This window comes from Kaistella gelatinilytica (assembly GCF_015679325.1).
Taxonomy (GTDB): domain Bacteria; phylum Bacteroidota; class Bacteroidia; order Flavobacteriales; family Weeksellaceae; genus Kaistella; species Kaistella gelatinilytica.
In genome coordinates this window covers 126,364-145,678 of record NZ_JADPVI010000002.1, presented here as the reverse complement: position 1 = coordinate 145,678, position 19,315 = coordinate 126,364, and the positions used below count along the sequence as shown (strand labels likewise).

Below are 19,315 nucleotides of genomic sequence, written 5' to 3'. Positions count from 1 at the left end.
TGCAATTTTGTCTTTTTCAGTTAATTAACCTATTTTTGGGGCATTAAAAATAGTAAAATGAATTATCATTTTCAGGCACACCGCCAGGTTCGAAGAAATCTACTAGAAATTCTGCAAAATACTTCTCAAAAAGATTTAATGCTGATTCCCGATGGTTTCAACAACAATCTCTACTGGAATATTGCACATACTGTTGCGACACAGCAACTTTTGTGTTATTATCTGAGTGGAAATCCTTTTAGAATTGATAAATACTGGATCGAGACTTACAAAAAAGGAACGCTTCCAAATCTCAATGTTCAGCAATCTGAAGTTGATGATCTGGCTTTTCTGCTCACCGAAACGTCAAAAATTTTGATGAAAGATTATGATGCAGACTTTTTTGCAGATTACACGCCTTATACCACCAGTTTTGGTTTGGATCTGAAAAATATTCAGGATGCCATCATTTTTAATAACATGCACGAAAGTTTGCATTTAGGCTATGCAATGGCTCAGAAGCGAGCAATTTTAGGAGAAGGCTTTTAAAAGAGCAAAGTAAAAAGAGCCAGGTAAAAAGAATAAGGAATAAGAACTTAGGAAGCGACAAATTTGACTTGCTAAAAAATAAAAATTAAGACATTGAAAGAGAAAGACGACTTTATATTTGGTTTAAGACCCGTGATAGAAGCTTTGGAAGCTGGGAAAACCATCGACAAGATATTTGTGCAAAATGCCCTTCAAGGTGATATTTACCAGGATCTGAAAAACCTTTTGGCAAAACATAAGATTCGTCCAAACTTTGTTCCCGTGGAAAAGTTGAACCGTTTCACAAGAAAAAATCACCAGGGAGTTGTTGCATTTATTTCCGATGTTCCTTTTGAAAGAATTGAAGATGTTTTGCCGCAACTTTTCGAAGCCGGAAAAACGCCTTTTCTTTTAATTCTAGACCGATTGACTGATGTGAGAAATTTCGGAGCAATCTGTCGTACTGCAGAATGTGTAGGTATCCACGCCGTTATTCTTCCGGAAAAAGGAGCAGCCCCAATTAATTCAGATGCAATAAAAACTTCAGCCGGCGCCATTTATAATTTGAAGATCTGTAAGGAGAAAAATCTGGCACATGCTGTAGATTTCCTTCAGCAATCCGGCGTTCAGGTTTTTTCAGCCACTGAGAAAGCGCAGAAATTATACTACGATGTTGATTACACACAACCTTGTGCGATCGTTATGGGTAACGAAGAAACCGGAATTTCAAAAGAAGTTTTACATCATTCAGATGAAAAAATAAAACTTCCCATCGAAGGTAAGACCGAATCTTTAAATGTATCTGTTGCGTGTGGCGCAATTCTGTACGAAGCCATGCGTCAGAAAATTAGAGAGGTTTTATAATCCCGATTTCAAATCACCACCATTTAAAAACTAGATAACGCAATTCAAAAATATTTTTTACATTTATTAAAAAATTGACGTTTATGCTGAATAAGACAGTTTCAAAATCTGATGTACGGGATTACGTAAAGGAAACCATACTTGCAAAGATCGAGAAACTCAAAAATTTCTTAGAATTCACACTTGAAGCCAGTCGTGAAATTAAGAAAGCACCGAAATATGATTCTATGCGCGAAGAAATGCAGGAGGAAATTTACCAAATGCAAAAACAATTGGCTTCTCTCCACGATCTGCGACGAAAATTAAATAAGGTTTTAAATAGCCCTTCGGAACGGGTAAATATTGGGTCGCTTGTTTTTACGAATAAAGCCAGATTTTATATTTCAGTTTCTTTGGGGGAATTCTTTTTTGAAGGCGATCGTTTTTATGCGATCTCTGAGGAAAGTCCGATGGCTAAAATAATGTTCGGTAAAAAACCGGGCGATTCTTTTATCCTGAACAATATTCATCAGGAGATTATGGAGATCATGTAGATTTTTTTGAAAACTATAAATTAGACTTCCCATTTTTTTTCCATATTAAATGTCGACGTTATGAAATTTGACCAGTTGCGGAGAAATAAATGGAATAACTGGATCATTGTTCGCAATTATTACGAATATCTGGATCATCACCCTCAGTTTATATTTTAAAGGAACCTGGGTGATCACTTCATTGATGATGATCGCTGTTATCATCTTATTAATTTGGGATCATCAAAAATTGATTCCGCTCGTAAGCAATCAAAAAGATCTTGTTATTAAAGATTTTCCACCCGTCGATAAAATCTGGATCATTGCAGGAATTAGCTATACCATCTGTTTTACTTTTCTTTCCTTATTTAATCCGATGATGGAAGAAACATCAGGGTTACTAACTGCTATTTTACTGGGACTAATTTTCCTGACTTTTATGGTGAGCAATTATATCTACTTTAAAAATCGAAAAAAAATCCTTCAAACCCGACATTGAACCAGCTTTAAAATTTATTTACAATTCGTAATTTCGCCCCATGAATGAAGCATCAGTTTTAAAAGCAATTATAGAAAAGAGAAGAAGTGTTTTTCCAAAAAATTATTCTGAAACACCAATAAAAGAAGAGATTTTAGCAGAAATTTTAAACTCCGCGAACTTTGCGCCCAATCACAAGAAAACAAAACCCTGGAGATTAAAAGTTTTTCGCAATGATGAGAAAGATCAGTTAGGTGAAAAACTCGCTGAGATCTACAAAGCGACCGTTGCTTCTCAAAATTTTTTGGAAAAAAAATACCTTGATATTTCCAATAAGATTTCAATGTCCGATGCGATCGTTACGATCTCTGTAAACTTCAGTGGTTTGCTTCCGGAATGGGAAGAGATCGCTGCGACTGCAATGGCTGTTCAAAATATGTATTTGACTTCCACCGCGAATGAAATTGGCTGTTACTGGAGTACGCCGGGAATGATTCAGCATCTGAATGAATTTCTGGAACTAGAAGAAAATCAGCGATGTTATGGTTTATTCTACCTGGGAAACGTAGCGTCACTGTAACTTTTTAAATTTCCTGCCGACTACTTTTAGAACTAATAATTTAAAAAGTAAATCATGGAAACTTACGGTTACAACAAAGGACCTTCGCAAAATCAAAATTTTAGCAACACGAATTATCGTTCAGAAAAAAAATTGGCGGCAGGACTTTTAGGAATTCTTGCAGGACTTTTCGGCGCGAATAAATTTTATCTCGGCTACATCAATCAGGGATTAATTCAGATCGTTTTAAATATTTGTACGTGTGGAATAGCAACCGTAATTCCTTTTATTGAAGGAATTGTCTATCTAACGATGAGCGATGAGCATTTCGATCAAACTTATATCCAGAATAAAAAAACCTGGTTTTAAAAATGAAAAGAACTTCTAATTATAGAAGCTCTTTTTTTGTCTTAAATTGTTCTTAGTTGTTTAAAAGAATCGCAGCTTCCTTCGCAGCGTACGTGAAAATCATATCTGCACCGGCTCTTTTGATACACGTTAAACTTTCAATAATGGCTTTGTCATTGTCTAACCAACCATTTTGAGCCGCAGCTTTCAACATCGCATATTCGCCGCTTACATTATAAACTGCAATTGGAAGATCGATGACGTCGCGAACTTTTGCCACAATATCCAGATAAGGCATTCCCGGTTTGATCATAATGATATCTGCACCTTCCGCCACATCTTTCAAAACTTCATCGATTGCTTCCCGTGAATTATGAAAATCCATTTGATAGGTTTTTTTATCTTTTGGAATATCCTGATTATCAACAGGCGCTGAATCTAAAGCACTTCGGAAAGGTCCATAAAAAGAACTCGCGTATTTTGCAGCGTAACTTAAAATTCCAACATCGGTAAAGCCACTTTCTTCTAATCCGGTTCTGATCGCAGCAACGCGGCCATCCATCATATCACTTGGCGCTACAATATCGGCACCTGCTTCTGCGTGCGAAACTGACATTTTGACCAACGCATCATTTGTTGCGTCGTTGTCGATTTTTCCGTTCGTGATAATTCCGTCGTGACCATAGATCGAGTAGGGATCCAAAGCAACATCGGGCATAATGATCATTTCTGGAACGGCATCTTTTATCGCTTTAATGGTGTTTTGCATCAAACCATTCTTATTCCAGGATTCAGTTCCGCGATTATCCTTCAAGTTTTCTGAAACTTTCATATAAAGATTAACAGCTTTTACACCCAGAGAAAATAATTCCTGACATTCTTTCACCGTAAGATCTAATGTCCGCCTATAAATCCCCGGCATTGAGGCAATTGCTTCCTGCTTATTTTCGCCCTCCATTACAAATATGGGCATTACAAAATCGTTGGTGGTAAGAACTGTTTCCTGTACTAAAGCCCGCATGGAAGCACTTGTACGTAATCTTCGGTTTCTGGAATAGATAATCATTATTGGAATAGTATTTGATTTAACTGCTGCAAATTTAATTATAGTTTTATTAAAAAACTATTGTGTACTTAGACTAAATTCTTACATTTGTAAGGATATTATAAAATTTAAAGCGTTATAAGGTGAAAAAATTATTATTTTCTTTGATATTTATTGGCAGTTTAACAGTTTTCTCGGGATCAGTTTCCGCGCAATCTATTAGCAGAGAACCAGTTGCATCAGCACAAAAATCCGATGATGGAGTTTTGATGGCTTTTCCAAATCCAGCGAAAGATTTTATAATAGTAAAATCAAAAGACAGCAATTTAAAAGTTAAATCGGTTACCTTTTACTCTATATTAGGAATGCAGGTTGCAGAATATGTCGTTAATATGAATTCCGGTGAAATTCGATTGGATAAGTTGAGACCAGGAAAATATCTCATGAAATATACCTTGAGTGATAACACGCAGAAAGTCACCCAAATAATCAAACAATAAAAAATCAAATCCTTTTCACGAAGGATTTTTTTTATTTAAATCACCTTCCGATCCACGCTTTTGAACTGTAAAAAATTCCCTAATTTTGTAGTATGGAAACAAGGGAGAAAATTGTGATTATTGGTGGAGGCTTTGCTGGACTTCAATTGGCAAAAGCACTAAATAAAAAACGTAAAAAAGTATTAGTTATTGATAAGGTGAATCACCACATGTTTCAGCCGCTTTTCTATCAGGTTGCATGCGGAAGGATCGAACCCAGTAATATTTCTTTTCCTTTCCGGAAAATTTTTCAGCGCTCCCGGAATATCCAGTACCGTATGGTCGAAGTTCAGAAAATCGTTCCTGAACAGAATAAGATCATCACCGCTGAAGCAGAATTTACTTACGATAAACTCGTCATCGCCACTGGTTGCAAAACCAATTTCTTTGGTAACGAAAAAATGGCTCATCTTACTTATGGGATGAAGAATACGCAGGAAGCCATTTCCATTAGAAATAATATTCTCTTAACCTTCGAGAAATTAATTATTGAGAAAAGCAGATCAGATGACGGAAATTGGAATATCGTCATCGTTGGAAGCGGACCGACGGGAGTTGAACTAGCCGGAGCGTTTGCCGAGATGAAAAAAGATATTCTTCCACGAGATTATCCGCACATGAATTTTGATGATCTGAAAATTATATTGATCAGTTCTACAGAAATGCCTTTGAGCGTGATGAGTAAAGAAGCTCAGGATAAATCAGAACAATATTTGAAGGAACTTGGTGTTCAATTAATGAGTGATGAGTTTGTAACCGATTATGACGGCGATAGAGTAACCATGAAAAGTGGGAAAAGTATTCCCTCCAATAATGTGATCTGGGCCGCAGGAGTTACTGGTAATGTAATTGAAGGTTTAAATCCTGAAATCGTTATCAGAAACCGCTACAAAACCGATCGTTTCAACCGAGTTAATGGTTATAAAAATATTTTTGCAATTGGTGATATTGCGCATATGGAAACTCCCAAATATCCAGACGCTCACCCACAAGTAGCAAATGTGGCAATTCATCAGGGAACTAATTTAGCAGCAAATCTCCTTAAAAATTCGGAAAAAGATTGGGTGGAGTACGAATATAAAGATCAGGGAAGCATGGCAACCATCGGAAAGCACCGTGCAGTTGTTGATCTGCCTGGATTTAAATTTCAAGGTTTTCTTGCGTGGTATTTTTGGATGTTCCTCCATTTAATGCTCATTTTGTCCGTAAGAAACAAGCTTGCCATATTCTTTAACTGGATGTGGAGTTATATCAACAGAGATTCCTCCCTGCGTCTGATCATCATTCCAAACAGAAAAAATAATACCGAACAATGAGAATTGATATCATAAGTGTTTTGCCTGAATTAATGGAGAGCCCTTTTAAAGCATCAATTTTAAAAAGAGCGGTTGATAAAGGAGTTGTAGAAGTCCACTTTCACCAGCTGCGAGATTTTGGCTTAGGAAAACACAGGCAAGTCGACGATGAACCTTACGGTGGTTCTGCCGGAATGGTCATGATGATCGAACCTTTGGATCATTGTATTTCTGAATTGAAATCTCAGCGTAATTATGATGAGGTCATCTATTTGACGCCGGATGGAGAAACTTTAAATCAAAAGATAGCCAATACACTTTCTCTAAAAAATAATTTAATTTTTCTTTGTGGACATTATAAAGGAATCGATCAAAGAGTTAGGGAAATGCATATTACCAAAGAAATTTCGATCGGTGACTATGTTCTGACGGGCGGTGAATTAGCGGCCTGCGTTTTGGCTGATTCGATCATTCGGCTTGTTCCCGGCGTTTTAAACGATGAGCAAAGTGCCTTAACCGATAGTTTCCAAGATAATCTTCTTTCTCCACCTATTTATACGAGACCTTTCGAATACAAAGGAATGAAAGTTCCTGAAATTTTATTGAGCGGAAATTCCCGGAAAATTGAAGACTGGCTTCATGAACAAGCCGTGAAAATAACGGAAGAAAAGAGACCTGATATTTTAAGATAATTCATCCATAATGAATTATTTTTTTTATATTTGACAAATACGCGTTCAAATTTCAATGGAAAATAATGAAAGAAAAGGGCTTATTGCTTTTTATAATGTAGAAAATTTATTTTCTCCCGATCCCACTCCAAATCATCGATTAGACCCTACCATTTCTGGACTAAGAAATTGGGACGAAAAAAAATATAAGAACAAGTTATTCAAAATTGCACACGTTTTCGAGTTGATGCGGGAGACTGAAGAAGTCCTTCCAATGCTGATCGGTTTGTCAGAAATTCAAGGACAAGCGCCTCTGGATGAATTGATTACGATGCCGCCCTTTAATTCTGAATATGGCGTTATTCATTACGATTCGATGGATGAAAGAGGAGTTGATGTCGCTTTGTTGTACGACAAAAGTAAGATCGAGATTCTTTCCTCCGAACCCATCACCTATTTTTTCGAAATTGAAGACAACAATCCTGCGAATTACGACACTACAAGAGATATTTTACATTGCAGGATCAAATATGCAGCGGAAATCATCAATGTTTTCGTCTTGCATCTCCCGTCAAAGAGGGAAAAAGATGTGAATAAACCCAAACGTCAGTATATCTTAAATGACGTTCGCGGCAAGGTTATGAACATCATTTCAAAAACAGAAGAAGCGGTTCTTATTTGTGGAGATTTCAATGAAAATCCCGATGATGAAAATATAAAGAATCTTCTTTATGATGACGATTTAAGTAAAATACTGACGAATCCGTCTCTCGAATTGTTCGAAAATAAAAATTTTTCCACATTTTACTATAAAGATGGCTTGCTTTTTGACCAAATTCTGCTGTCAAATAATTTTTTTGATGGAAACTCTGCTTTACAATTTAAAGAAGCAAAAGTTTTCAATCATCCAAAATTAGCGAACTGGGAAGGTAATTTTAAAGGAAAACCTTTCCGAACTTTTGCAGGCACAAGATACCTTGGTGGTTACAGTGACCATTTTCCTGTTTTAGTAGAATTTTTGTAAACAAGTTAAAATATTTAAAATAAGTGAAAAACGCAACAAACACCGGTTATCATTTAGATACAGTCGATAAACAGATCATTTATATGTTGATGGATAATGCCAAAACTTCTTTGGCGCATATTTCCAAAAACGTCGGGATTTCTACGACTGCAGTACATCAAAGAATTAAGAAGCTGGAGCAGGCCGGAGTAATTGAGAACTCTATCTCTTTTCTGAATCCACGAAAAATTGGTTTCAAAGTAGTTTCATTCATAGGAATGTTTTTGGAACAACCAAGCCATTATCAAGATACGATCAAAGCATTGAACGATGTGAATGAAGTAGTAGAAGCGCATTACACCACAGGAAATTATACTATTTTCCTAAAAGTTCTCTGCCGCGACAACGATCATTTGATGGAAATTTTGAACAAACTTCAAAAAATGAAAGGAGTGACAAGAACGGAAACTTTTATTTCTTTAGAACAAAGTATAAACCGTCAGTTAAAAGTTTGATGTCCTTAAACTTCTCATAAATAATAAAATACATTTCTTCGGGAGTGTATTTTTTTTGATGAGATGAAGCTAATTTTCAAAACCAATTGCAGTAAATTGCTTAGAATTGGTTAAATTTACCATCCTAATTTTTATTAAAATTTTTGATTCATGACTAAAGTAATGGAAAAAAATCATACGCAACCTGTTCAATTGCATACCGAAGAAAGAAACCCCGGTTTACCTTTCAATACCAAATATTTCGACGCAATCAATATCAACCGAAGCGCGATCGAAAGACGGGTTTCAACCTTAGGCGGAAGAAGAAGTGTGAAAAAAGAATTTCAGGCAGCCTGGTTATTGAAAGCAATTTCAATGATCGATTTGACGACTTTAGCGGGAGACGACACCCGCGGAAACGTAATGCGCCTCTGTGAAAAAGCTAAAAATCCCGTTCGTGCAGATATCTTGCAAATTTTAGGAATGGAAAACGCGAATTTGACGACCGGTGCAGTTTGCGTCTATCACAATTTAATTCCCTTTGCAAAAGAAGCTTTAAAGGGCACGTCAATACCAATTGCCGCAGTTTCTACAGGATTTCCTGCAGGTAAAATTTCCCTCGAAGATAAAATTACAGAAATAAAAAAATCTGTCGCAGCCGGAGCAACCGAAATCGACATCGTTATTTCCCGTGATCTGGTTTTAGAATCCAAGTGGAAAGAACTTTACGATGAGATCAAATTATGCAGACAAGCTTGTGGCGATGCGCACATGAAAACCATTCTGGCAACAGGCGAAATCCCTACTTACACCAAAGTAGCAAAAGCATCCTGGGTCGCCATGATGGCAGGTTCAGATTTCATCAAAACATCAACAGGCAAAGAATCAGTCAATGCCACTTTAGCCGTGAGTTTGGTGATGATGCGATGTATTCGCGATTACTACGAATTAACAGGCGTGAAGATCGGTTACAAACCAGCCGGCGGAATTCAAAAAGCAAAACAAGCCCTCGATTATTTAATATTATTAAAAGAAGAATTAGGCGATGACTGGTTGACTCCAGACTTATTCCGATTTGGCGCAAGTTCCCTATTGGGCGACATCGAGCGACAATTAGAACATTTCGTAACCGGACGATACAGCGCAGGATTCAGACATCCGATGGCATAATCGTCTACTGAGCCTGTCGAAGTACGGTTAATAAGCCTGTTGTCGAAGTACGGTTACTGAGCTTGTCGAAGTACGGTTACTGAGCCTGTCGAAGTAGGGCGCCTTTTTCCGTCTTCCACTCCCGCTTTTTTGTTTCACTTCGTTACACAAAAAGAGCTCCGTTCAAGCCGGGGCGCAGTGAGAGATAGAAAGACAATAATTTTGTAAAACAAAGACTTAGATTTTTGACTGAGTAGAGACATAACACTATTTTGCTCTTTTGAAAAACTTAAAAAATAAAAACTTTTGTGACTTTTGTGGTTAAAATTTCCGCAACATCACATCAACACCTCATAAAAATGGAAATCAAAGAAATATACGACACCATGGTTTACGGTCCCGCTCCAGAAAGTGCAGCTGCTGCTGTGGAATTTTTAGAAAATCACAACAGAATTTTTGACCTTTTCATCGGCGGAGAATGGGTAAAACCAAACGCTAAGAAATACATGGATTCCAATAATCCTTCCAATAAAGAGTTTTTAGCAAAAATTGCCGAAGCCGACGAAACCGATGTTGACAAAGCAGTAAAAGCTGCGAACAAAGCATTGCCGGAATGGGTTGCAATTGGTGGATTTGAACGTGCAAAATATTTATATGCGATTGCAAGACAGATTCAAAAACATTCCAGACTTTTTGCTGTTCTTGAAACCTTAGACAACGGAAAACCAATTCGCGAAACCCGTGATATTGATATTCCAATCGTTGCCAGACATTTCTATCACCACGCAGGCTGGGCAAAATTGATGGACACCGAATTCAGAGATTACCAGGAAGTTGGCGTTGTCGGTCAGATCATTCCCTGGAACTTTCCCTTAATGATGCTTTCCTGGAAAGTAGCTCCGGCTTTAGCAATGGGAAATACCGTTGTTTTAAAACCAGCTGAATATACTTCTTTAACCGCTTTGCTTTTTGCAAAGATCTGTGAGAAAGTTGGTTTGCCAAAAGGAGTTGTCAATATAGTTACTGGTCGTGGAACCGTTGCCGGAAATGCTTTGGTTAACCATAAAGACATTCAGAAAGTTGCTTTCACAGGTTCTACCAAAGTTGGTAAAATCTTAAGAACAAATATTGCCGGAACAGGTAAAAAAATATCATTAGAATTAGGCGGAAAATCACCATTCATTGTTTTTGAAGATGCAGATCTAGATTCAGCAGTTGAAGGAATTGTTGATGCCATCTGGTTTAATCAGGGACAAGTTTGTTGCGCAGGTTCTCGATTGTTAATTCAGGAATCAGTTTCAGAGGTTTTCTACAAAAAACTTCGTGCAAGAATGGAAACGCTTCGTATCGGCGATCCAATGGATAAAGCAGTTGACATGGGTTCAATCGTTGATCCAATTCAATTGAAAACCATTAAGGATATGGTGCAAATTGGAATTGATGAAGGTTGTACCATTTACCAACCCAAAAATGGTGTTCCGGAAAACGGCTGGTTTTATCCACCCACTTTATTTACCGACGTTCCAACAAGTGCTGTAATTGCGCAGGAAGAAATCTTCGGACCGGTTTTAGTCGCCATGACTTTCCGTTCACATTCAGAAGCCGTGGCTTTGGCGAATAATACAAAATACGGTTTGGCTTCTTCAGTTTGGACAGAAAATATCAATTTAGCTTTAGATATCGCACCGAAAATTAAAGCAGGAAGCGTTTGGATCAACTGTACGAATCAGTTTGACGCTGCTGCAGGATTTGGAGGTTACAGAGAATCAGGTTTTGGTAGAGAAGGAGGAAAAGAAGGTTTGCATGAATACTTGAAACCTAGAGTGGAAGCAGAATTTACCTCAAAACCAATTTTGCCGAAAACTGAAAAACCAAAAGAGGGTAAAAAAGCAAAAAATACTTTAGCAGAAATCGACCGTACCACAAAAATGTACGTCGGTGGAAAACAAGCGCGTCCGGATGGAGGTTACAGTACTGAAATCAAAAATGCGTTTGGTGAATATATCGGTGAAGTTTCAGAAGGAAACAGAAAAGATATCCGAAATGCGGTAGAAGCAGCACATGCAGAAAAATCTTGGGGCGGAATGACAGGTCATGCAAGAGCCCAGGTTTTATATTATATCTCTGAAAATTTAGCCATCCGTTCAGAAGAATTTGCAGAAAGAATTGTTGAAATGACGAATCAATCTTTAGAATCTGCACAAGATGAGGTTGAGAAATCAATTGAAAGAATTTATACTTACGCCGCTTATGCCGACAAATACGATGGAGCAGCACATTCTACCGTTCAAAGAATGGTAACTTTAGCAATGCCCGAAGCAATTGGAGTAATGGCCATAATTTGCCCGGATGAAAATCCATTATTAGGATTTATCTCTACCGTAATTCCAGCGATTGCGATGGGGAATAGAGTGGTGGTCATTCCTTCTGAAAAACATCCGTTCTCGGCAACCGATTTCTATCAGATTTTAGAAACATCAGATGTTCCTGCAGGAACGGTAAATATCATCACCGGACCAAAAGAAGAATTAGCCAACGAACTCGCGAAACATTATAATGTTGAAGGGATTTGGTATTTTGGAACTGCGGAAGGAAGTAAAAATATCGAATTATTATCCACCGATTCTATGAAGCGTTCTTGGGTCAATTTCGGTAAATACAGAAACTGGTTGAATCCAAAACATGGGGAAGGTCAGGAATTTTTAAGACACGCAACAGAAATTAAAAACATCTGGATTCCTTACGGAGCTTAGAAATTTTAATAACAATAAAAATAAAGCCACGATATTTTTTCGTGGCTTTTCTATTGACAGAAATATGCGTATTCTGCGAGAGATTTGACGAAAAGTAAAATTCTCTAAGCATAAAGATTACAGGTAAAGAATTAAGAGCATTAAGATTTCCTTCGGAAATTTGAAACATAAAACTAATGTGAACTTTTACTTAGAAAACTTTTAATAAAACTAATGTGACTAATGTGTCAAACAGATTTGTGGTTTAAGTCTCAACAAGAAAATTTTCATGGTTTTTTGTCCTCAAAAAATCTATTTTTGCAAACCGATGGCGAAGAGAACTGTTAAAAGAAAAATAACCCGCAAAATTCACAAAAAGCGCAAAAGACATTTTCTTCTGCGTCGTGAGATTTTACTGCTGTTTTTGGCGATTGCCTTGTTGGGAACAGGATTGTATTTGAAGCAGAAAATTTCCTTTTACTACGCCATGTATTTCAATAAATTCGAACATAAAAAATTGTCGAATTCTGAAACTGAAGAAAACAGGATCAACCGAATTATCGGTGATTATGCCGATAAAACTTTCGGGATGGATGTGTCTCATTACCAAAGAAAAGAAGATATTACCTGGGATAGTTTAAGTATTGGAAACCGGACGATCCCTATAGAATTCGTGGTTCTTCGCGCAACAATGGGCAATAGATCTGCGGATAAACATTTCGATGAATTCTGGCATTTGTCAAAAAAGCATAAGCTCATTCGGGGTGCGTATCATTTTTACAGAGCCGATGAAGATCCTGTGATGCAGGCCAATAATTTTCTGGCCAATGTAAAATTAGAAGCGGGAGATTTACCGCCAATTTTAGATATTGAGAAAATCCCGAGACGGAAATCTACCAAAAAACTCATTGAAGACCTTAAGATCTGGTGTAGAATTGTGGAGGAAACTTATGGCGTGAAACCTATCATTTACACCTATTATCATTATTACAAAGATTTTCTTAAAGGCGAATTCGACGATTATCCAATTTGGTTGGCCAATTATAACGATGTTCCGCAACCTTCGCCCGACGCTGACTGGAAGATCTGGCAGTTCACAGAAAACGGAATCGTCTATGGAATCAATACCAAAGTTGATCTGAATGTTTACAATGGAAATCTATGGTCCCTAAAAAGATTGACTTTAGATTAACAAAAAAAAGGATGCTTTTCAGCATCCTTTTCTATAATAAATGAATTGGTTTTTTATTTAACCTTGTCAAATAAAGCCTGAGTTTCTGCATATTCCTCACCTTCTTTCTTTGCTAATTCAATTGCTTTGGCTGCCCACGTTTTTGCGTTTGCTTTATCGCCTATTTTGAAATAAAGATTTGCAACGGTATCAGTATTGGCATAACTTTCAGCAAGTTTTACAGATTGTTTTGCCCAAAGAACAGCTTTTTCTAAAGCCACTTTATTAGTGGTGTTTTCAAAAAAGTTCCAAGCTACCGTATTCAACTCGTCTGAAGTAAAAGTTGATGATGCTCCGTCTTTGTAATATTCTAAAGCAAGTTTTTCGTACTCCGCGTTGTTTTTTGTACCCGCAGCAATTCGCATTTTTGTTTTCAGAACCAATGTTTTTACCTGCTCTTCCGACATGGTTTTTCTCGCTTCTGAAGCGTATTTTTTCTCATCGAAAACCTTCGTCGTTTTATCGTAAGACGAATTGAATAAGGCGTTCAACTTAAAGTTTTCGAGCGTTTTATTATAACTTTCTTCGGGCATTACTTTTATCAATTCCGCTTTACGGGAAATAAATTCCGGATAAAGTGGTGAAGTACTGTCTTTCGTTAATGAGAACAAATAAGAAAAATCTTCCTGAGTCAAAGGCTCTGCTTTTTTGCCCGCAAAATATTTCGCTGCTGCTTTGCTTGCTAAATCAGGATCTGCAAAAGCGAAAACTTTGATAAAACTTTTCAGGAATTCCGGATCTTTATTTCCAGCTTCATATTTCGTTTTAAGCGCTCCCATTTGTTTAGAAGGATCTACCGCATCTTTTCCTACGTTGATAAATTCTTCCGGCTCATAATAAGAAGTCACTCTGTGAATCAATTCTCCGTCTCCATTGATGAAAAGATAAGTTGGATACGCTCTCACATTATATTTTTTTGCCAGATCGATTCCTTCGCCTTTTTCCATATCAATTTTAGAATTAATGAAATTGGCATTGTAAAATTCACCAACAGTCGGTTGTGGGAAAACGTTTTTTGCCATCAGTTTGCAAGGTCCGCACCAGGTGGTAAATGCATCTACAAAAAGTAATTTATTCTCTTTTTTTGCAACTGCGAGAAGATCGGTGAAAGATTTATTGTCTTCGAATTTCATTCCCTGAGCGAAAGTAATGATACTGAAAAGGACAAGTAAGAGTAATGATGTTTTCTTCATTTTTTTTAAATTTATTAGGATGCTAAAATAATGTATTCTGTGTAAAAGACGATTAAAAGTGGTATTTATTTTTGAACTTTCACGTCGAGATTAATTGCCGGACTTACCATAGGAATGTTTTGCCATTCTCCCAGATACTTTCTGTAAATAGTTTTATTTCCCATCAATGCACCACTCATATAAAATCGACCATTAAAGTTACTCAACAGCTGAATTCCCACATAGAAATTATCTTTCACCCAAATGTTGTTTTTTGAGACATCAAAATTATAAGTGTCATCTATAATTTTATCTGAAGTAATTTCGTCGTGCAAATCTTCGGTAAGAATTGGGTTTAAATTTCTATCATAAACCGTAAATCGTATAAAGACAGGTTTATCGCTTTCAAAACTTGAAATATTAATGTTGATCTTTTCAATTTTCGTCTTTTTATTCGTCTTAAAAAGCATGGCAACTTCTTTTGACTGATCGCCACTTTCTTTCGATGGATTATGACCGATCATTATCCTTTTTGTTTTCGTTGTAATTCCCCAATTTTTTCTGTCGAATTTTGCGGGATTAATTTTTACTTCTTCAATGTCTTTTACCTTTTCAACCAAAAAGATAGTTTGTGGATTTTGTTTTAGAAATTTTTCTACGGAAATCGTGAATTTTTCGAAACCGCCAACTTCAACTTGTAGATTTTTCTTTTGGTCAACAGCTGTCAAGTCGATTTTGAAATTTCCTTTATCGTCTGCGATCGAACCTGCATTGTGATTGTCGATTCCAATTTTTGCGTAAGGAATTGGCTGGTTTTCTTCTTTGGACAGGATTTTTCCGGCGATGATTTGCGCGTTCATTAAGAAACCGAAAAAGAGGAGAAAGAGTAAAGGTGCTTTGTTCATATATTAATTTCGGCAAATATTAGATAATTATTAATAATAATGTCCTAATGAATTGTTAAACAATATCGAATGAAAGTTATATTTATCTTAATAACAGAAAATTGACTTTTAAGCCAAATCTCCGCCCCGACCTGAATGGAGCTCATTTTTATTTTTTCCGGAAAAATAAAAATAGCGGGAATGGAGGGCGGAAACAGGCGCCCAAAAATAGAAGAAAATAGAGCCATTTAATTTCCGTACTTTTGCACCTTTCAAAAATCATCCATTCCTATATATAATGAATTACATTTCAGCCGAAAATCTTACGAAATCTTACGGAGTAAAAACGCTTTTCCGGGATATTACTTTCCATATTAACGAAGGTGATAAAATTGCGATCGTTGCCAAAAATGGTTCCGGTAAATCGACTTTGCTCAAAATTTTGATGGGTAAAGAAATTGCAGATTCGGGAACAGTTGCGATCAACAAAGATATTCAGGTCGTTTTGTTCGATCAGGAAATCGATTTTGAAGGCGAATTGAATGTTGAAGAATTTATGATGACTTTGGATTCTGCACCGATCATGGCGTTGAAAAATTATCATCATGCTTTGGTTTCAGAAAATCCGGATGATATGGATAAAGCGCTGAATGAAATGGAAATTCACGAAGCCTGGGATCTGGAAAATGAGATGAGTCAGATTTTGAGTCAGTTGAAAATTACAGATTTGACATCGAAAATGAAAACACTTTCCGGAGGTCAGATCAAAAGAGTTGCGCTGGCAAAACTTTTGGTTGAAACGCGCGCTCAACACCGTCATACATTGATTATTATGGATGAGCCGACCAATCACCTTGATGTTGATATGGTAGAATGGCTGGAAAATTATCTTCAGAAAGCGATGGTAACTTTGCTTTTGGTAACGCACGACAGGTATTTCTTGGATGCAGTTTGTGATATTGTCTGGGAAATTGAAGATTTCAATATGTACGTTCACAACGGAAGTTATGCGACCTATTTAGAAAATAAGATCATTCGCGAAGACAATATGAATTCGACGATTGATAAGGCGCAAAACCTTTACAGAAAAGAGTTAGAGTGGATGCGTCGTCAACCGAAAGCGAGAACTACGAAATCTAAATCTCGACAAAGCGATTTTTACGAAACTGAAAAAGTGGCAAAAACCGATACCAGAAAAGAAAAACTGGAGCTTGATTTTAAAATGAAACGTCTTGGGACAAAGATTTTAGAATTACATGATATCAGCAAAAGTTTCGGACAAAAATTATTATTAAAAGATTTTTCTTACCAGTTTCAGCGTGGTGAAAAAGTAGGAATTGTTGGGAAAAACGGGGCAGGAAAATCTACGCTTCTCAATATTATTCAAGGTTTTGAACCGTATGATTCCGGTTCCATCGAAACGGGAGAAACCATTAAATTTGGTTATTTCGCGCAGAAAGGTTTAGTATATAAAGAAGATCAAAGAGTGATTGACTTTATCAAAGATATTTCAGAAAATTTCCCATTGGCAAACGGAAGAACGATTTCTGCATCGCAGTTTTTGCGTCTTTTCTTATTTGATGATCAAACGCAATATGCGCCGATCTCAAAATTGTCGGGTGGTGAAAAACGTCGTCTGCATTTGATGCATGTCTTGTATCAGAATCCGAATTTCTTGATTTTCGATGAGCCGACAAATGATCTGGATCTGCCAACTTTAACAGTTCTAGAAAATTTCCTTTTGCAATTCCAGGGAAGTTTAATTATCGTTTCGCACGATAGATATTTCATGGACCGTATTGTTGATCACGTTTTAGCCTTTGAAGGCGATGGAGTGATTAAAGATTTCGTGGGTAATTTCACCGAATATCGTGAAAAGAAATCGCAGGAGAAAAACGAGAAAGTTGCTGCTCCAATCATTGAAATTCCGAAGAAAGTTGAAGCCGTGCAAACTTCAACACCAAGTGTTGCTGCGAAAAAATTGACTTTCAAAGAGCAGCAGGAATTAAAAGACATCGATAAAGAAATGCCGAAGTTGGAAAAAGAAAGAGCAGAAATTCTGGAAAAGTTGAACAATGAAAGTGATTACGGTAAGATCGCAGATTTTTCTAAAAAGCTCGAAACCATTGCAGATAAACTTCAGGAACTAGAAATGCGCTGGTTAGAACTTCAGGATTAATTTTTATATAAATAGAAGATTTAAAATAAAGGAACGGGTTTTTGCCCGTTCTTTTTTATTGTATTAAAAGGCACGAATTCAAGTATTTCATTTTTAATTAGTTGTTATTTTTGTATCTAAAAAGCTTTCACTTTCTTTGTAACAAACAATTCTTTCAAAATCCCATTACTATATTTTACGATGAGCAACGACCAAAAACTAGAAGCCAAATACGGATTATTCACAGCCATTTCTATGGTTATCGGACAAGTAATTGGATCCGGCATTTTCTTCAAAGTTGATGATGTTTTACAGGCAACACAGGGAAATATTCTAGCAGGACTTTTAGGTTTCTTAATTGTTGGGATCAGTGTTGTTTTTGCGGGGATTTCTATGGCGAACTATGCTGAAATCTTACCAAAAGATGGCGGAATTTTAAGTTACGTCAACTATAGATTTGGTGAAACAGCAAGTTATTTTGTAGGCTGGATGTATATGAGTTTGTTTTATCCGGCGCTTACCGCCGTTCTTTTCACGGTTTCCGGGATTTATATTGCGCATCTGCTCGCAGAATTTATGAATTTCGAACCAACGTTTTTACATTTTGCTTTAATTGGTTTTGTTAATTTGATCATCTTCTTTTTCATTAATATTTTCCGTCCGAGAAGCAGTGGGATTTTCCAACAGTTGACCACTGTTTTGAAAGTAATGCCTTTAATATTGATCGCTTCTCTGGGAATTTTAAGTTTATTTAAAGGAGATGTGAATCAGGTGAATACTTTTTCTGAAGTAGGAAATGGATTGCAAAATCAGTCGTTTATTCTTTTGGTTGCAGCGAGTTTTATCCCAATTTCTTTTGCATTTGATGGTTGGTATATTGCGACGCAGATTTCTGGTGAGATCAAAAATTCAAGTAAAAACCTTCCGAAAGCCTTAATTATAGGAACTATTTCGGTGATGGTTATTTATATCGCCTATTATTTAGGGATCGTTTTCCGAATGAGCGGTAATGAGATCATTCAACTAAAAGATACTTATATCACAGAGTTTGCAAGAAAGATCGCTTCGAATTCCGGCGCTTTGATTATGCAACTTTTCATTATTATTTCCGTTTTGGGAACGTCAAATGGTTTGCTTTTGGCCACGATTCGGGTGCCTTATCAATTCGCTAATTTAGAAAAGTCGAAGAAATTTCTGAACTTAGATAAAGTGAATGAGAAAACGAAAATGCCCGTAAACAGTACGGTTTTTGGAACTACGATTATCATTTTTTACATTCTTGTTTATTATTTTACCAATACACATCCTTTTTTTACGGAGAGGAATTTTGATATTTCTGCGATCCCTATCGTTTTTATTTATTTGGTTAATGGTGCTTTGTTTTTAGGATTGTTTCAACTTTTAAAGAAGAATGTTTTTCCCGGAAATCGGTTTTTCAAAGCGACGATGGCAACGATTGCCGTTTTAGGAAACTTGGTTGTTCTCTTCGGAACTGCGACTGCACCGAATGGTATTACTTATTTTATCATCAATATTCTTTTTATTCTTGCCGGATTTCTGCTGATGAGAAAAAACTGATAAATATCAGTTCCTTTAAATTAATCTCATTTTCAGTGATTTAGCGAATTTCCCTTAATTTTATTTAGAATAATTCAAAATAGACTTGTCTGTTAG

19 protein-coding genes are annotated in these 19,315 nt (G+C 36.6%); 16 read left to right on the top strand and 3 right to left on the bottom strand.

Annotated features, from left to right (window positions below; translation table 11 throughout):
- Window positions 1-57: 57 nt before the first annotated feature.
- The 6 genes from IV494_RS07960 to IV494_RS07935 all read left to right on the top strand — a co-directional run bounded on the left by IV494_RS07960 (window position 58) and on the right by IV494_RS07935 (window position 3,289).
- Window positions 58-528, top strand: a complete 471-nt coding sequence (locus IV494_RS07960; protein WP_039351603.1) for a DinB family protein — start codon at window positions 58-60, stop codon at window positions 526-528.
- Window positions 529-621: 93 nt separating this feature from the next.
- Window positions 622-1,371 (top strand): 23S rRNA (guanosine(2251)-2'-O)-methyltransferase RlmB, encoded by a 750-nt coding sequence (gene rlmB / locus IV494_RS07955; protein WP_230380020.1) that lies wholly within the window; start codon window positions 622-624, stop codon window positions 1,369-1,371.
- A gap of 83 nt (window positions 1,372-1,454) precedes the next feature.
- Window positions 1,455-1,904, top strand: a complete 450-nt coding sequence (locus IV494_RS07950; protein WP_196079634.1) for a hypothetical protein — start codon at window positions 1,455-1,457, stop codon at window positions 1,902-1,904.
- Window positions 1,905-2,010: 106 nt separating this feature from the next.
- Window positions 2,011-2,382 carry a hypothetical protein gene (locus IV494_RS07945; RefSeq protein WP_196079633.1) on the top strand — a complete coding sequence of 124 codons (372 nt, stop codon included), beginning with the start codon at window positions 2,011-2,013 and terminating at the stop codon, window positions 2,380-2,382.
- 40 nt (window positions 2,383-2,422) lie between these two features.
- The gene (locus IV494_RS07940; RefSeq protein WP_196079632.1) at window positions 2,423-2,941 is read left to right on the top strand and encodes a nitroreductase family protein; all 519 of its coding nucleotides are present in this window, start codon (window positions 2,423-2,425) and stop codon (window positions 2,939-2,941) included.
- Window positions 2,942-2,995: 54 nt separating this feature from the next.
- Window positions 2,996-3,289 carry a TM2 domain-containing protein gene (locus IV494_RS07935; RefSeq protein WP_196079631.1) on the top strand — a complete coding sequence of 98 codons (294 nt, stop codon included), beginning with the start codon at window positions 2,996-2,998 and terminating at the stop codon, window positions 3,287-3,289.
- A 52-nt stretch (window positions 3,290-3,341) separates the two neighbouring features.
- Here the strand turns inward: IV494_RS07935 and hemB are convergent, their stop codons facing one another.
- Window positions 3,342-4,334, bottom strand: coding sequence for a porphobilinogen synthase (gene hemB / locus IV494_RS07930; protein WP_196079630.1), 993 nt, complete (start codon window positions 4,332-4,334; stop codon window positions 3,342-3,344).
- A gap of 122 nt (window positions 4,335-4,456) precedes the next feature.
- Here hemB and IV494_RS07925 point away from each other — a divergent pair, with 122 nt between their 5' ends.
- From IV494_RS07925 to IV494_RS07890, 8 genes are all read left to right on the top strand, one after another.
- On the top strand, window positions 4,457-4,813 hold the full coding sequence (locus IV494_RS07925; protein ID WP_196079629.1) for a T9SS type A sorting domain-containing protein: 357 nt from the start codon (window positions 4,457-4,459) through the stop codon (window positions 4,811-4,813).
- A 92-nt stretch (window positions 4,814-4,905) separates the two neighbouring features.
- Window positions 4,906-6,168: an NAD(P)/FAD-dependent oxidoreductase gene (locus IV494_RS07920; RefSeq protein WP_196079628.1), complete on the top strand. Its 1,263-nt coding sequence runs from the start codon at window positions 4,906-4,908 to the stop codon at window positions 6,166-6,168.
- Window positions 6,165-6,839 (top strand): tRNA (guanosine(37)-N1)-methyltransferase TrmD, encoded by a 675-nt coding sequence (gene trmD / locus IV494_RS07915; protein ID WP_196079627.1) that lies wholly within the window; start codon window positions 6,165-6,167, stop codon window positions 6,837-6,839. Before IV494_RS07920 ends, trmD begins: the two co-directional genes overlap by 4 nt.
- Window positions 6,840-6,894: 55 nt before the next feature.
- The gene (locus IV494_RS07910) at window positions 6,895-7,842 is read left to right on the top strand and encodes an endonuclease/exonuclease/phosphatase family protein (protein WP_196079626.1); all 948 of its coding nucleotides are present in this window, start codon (window positions 6,895-6,897) and stop codon (window positions 7,840-7,842) included.
- A gap of 23 nt (window positions 7,843-7,865) precedes the next feature.
- Entirely contained in the window at window positions 7,866-8,336 is a 471-nt protein-coding gene (locus IV494_RS07905; protein ID WP_196079625.1) for an Lrp/AsnC ligand binding domain-containing protein, read from the top strand.
- 150 nt (window positions 8,337-8,486) lie between these two features.
- Window positions 8,487-9,485: a deoxyribose-phosphate aldolase gene (gene deoC / locus IV494_RS07900; RefSeq protein ID WP_196079624.1), complete on the top strand. Its 999-nt coding sequence runs from the start codon at window positions 8,487-8,489 to the stop codon at window positions 9,483-9,485.
- A 338-nt stretch (window positions 9,486-9,823) separates the two neighbouring features.
- A complete protein-coding gene (locus IV494_RS07895; RefSeq protein ID WP_196079623.1) occupies window positions 9,824-12,217 on the top strand; it encodes an aldehyde dehydrogenase family protein in 2,394 nt (797 codons plus the stop codon).
- A gap of 307 nt (window positions 12,218-12,524) precedes the next feature.
- Window positions 12,525-13,388 carry a glycoside hydrolase family 25 protein gene (locus IV494_RS07890; protein ID WP_196079622.1) on the top strand — a complete coding sequence of 288 codons (864 nt, stop codon included), beginning with the start codon at window positions 12,525-12,527 and terminating at the stop codon, window positions 13,386-13,388.
- Window positions 13,389-13,441: 53 nt separating this feature from the next.
- Here the strand turns inward: IV494_RS07890 and IV494_RS07885 are convergent, their stop codons facing one another.
- Entirely contained in the window at window positions 13,442-14,620 is a 1,179-nt protein-coding gene (locus IV494_RS07885) for a thioredoxin family protein (protein ID WP_196079621.1), read from the bottom strand.
- A gap of 65 nt (window positions 14,621-14,685) precedes the next feature.
- Complete coding sequence (locus tag IV494_RS07880) at window positions 14,686-15,504, bottom strand: carboxypeptidase-like regulatory domain-containing protein (RefSeq protein WP_196079620.1); 819 nt, start codon at window positions 15,502-15,504, stop codon at window positions 14,686-14,688.
- Window positions 15,505-15,781: 277 nt separating this feature from the next.
- On the opposite strand from IV494_RS07880, the gene IV494_RS07875 reads away from it, so the two are divergent.
- Window positions 15,782-17,662, top strand: a complete 1,881-nt coding sequence (locus IV494_RS07875; RefSeq protein ID WP_196079619.1) for an ABC-F family ATP-binding cassette domain-containing protein — start codon at window positions 15,782-15,784, stop codon at window positions 17,660-17,662.
- Window positions 17,663-17,842: 180 nt separating this feature from the next.
- Complete coding sequence (locus tag IV494_RS07870; protein ID WP_196079618.1) at window positions 17,843-19,219, top strand: APC family permease; 1,377 nt, start codon at window positions 17,843-17,845, stop codon at window positions 19,217-19,219.
- The last annotated feature ends 96 nt before the right edge of the window (window positions 19,220-19,315 follow it).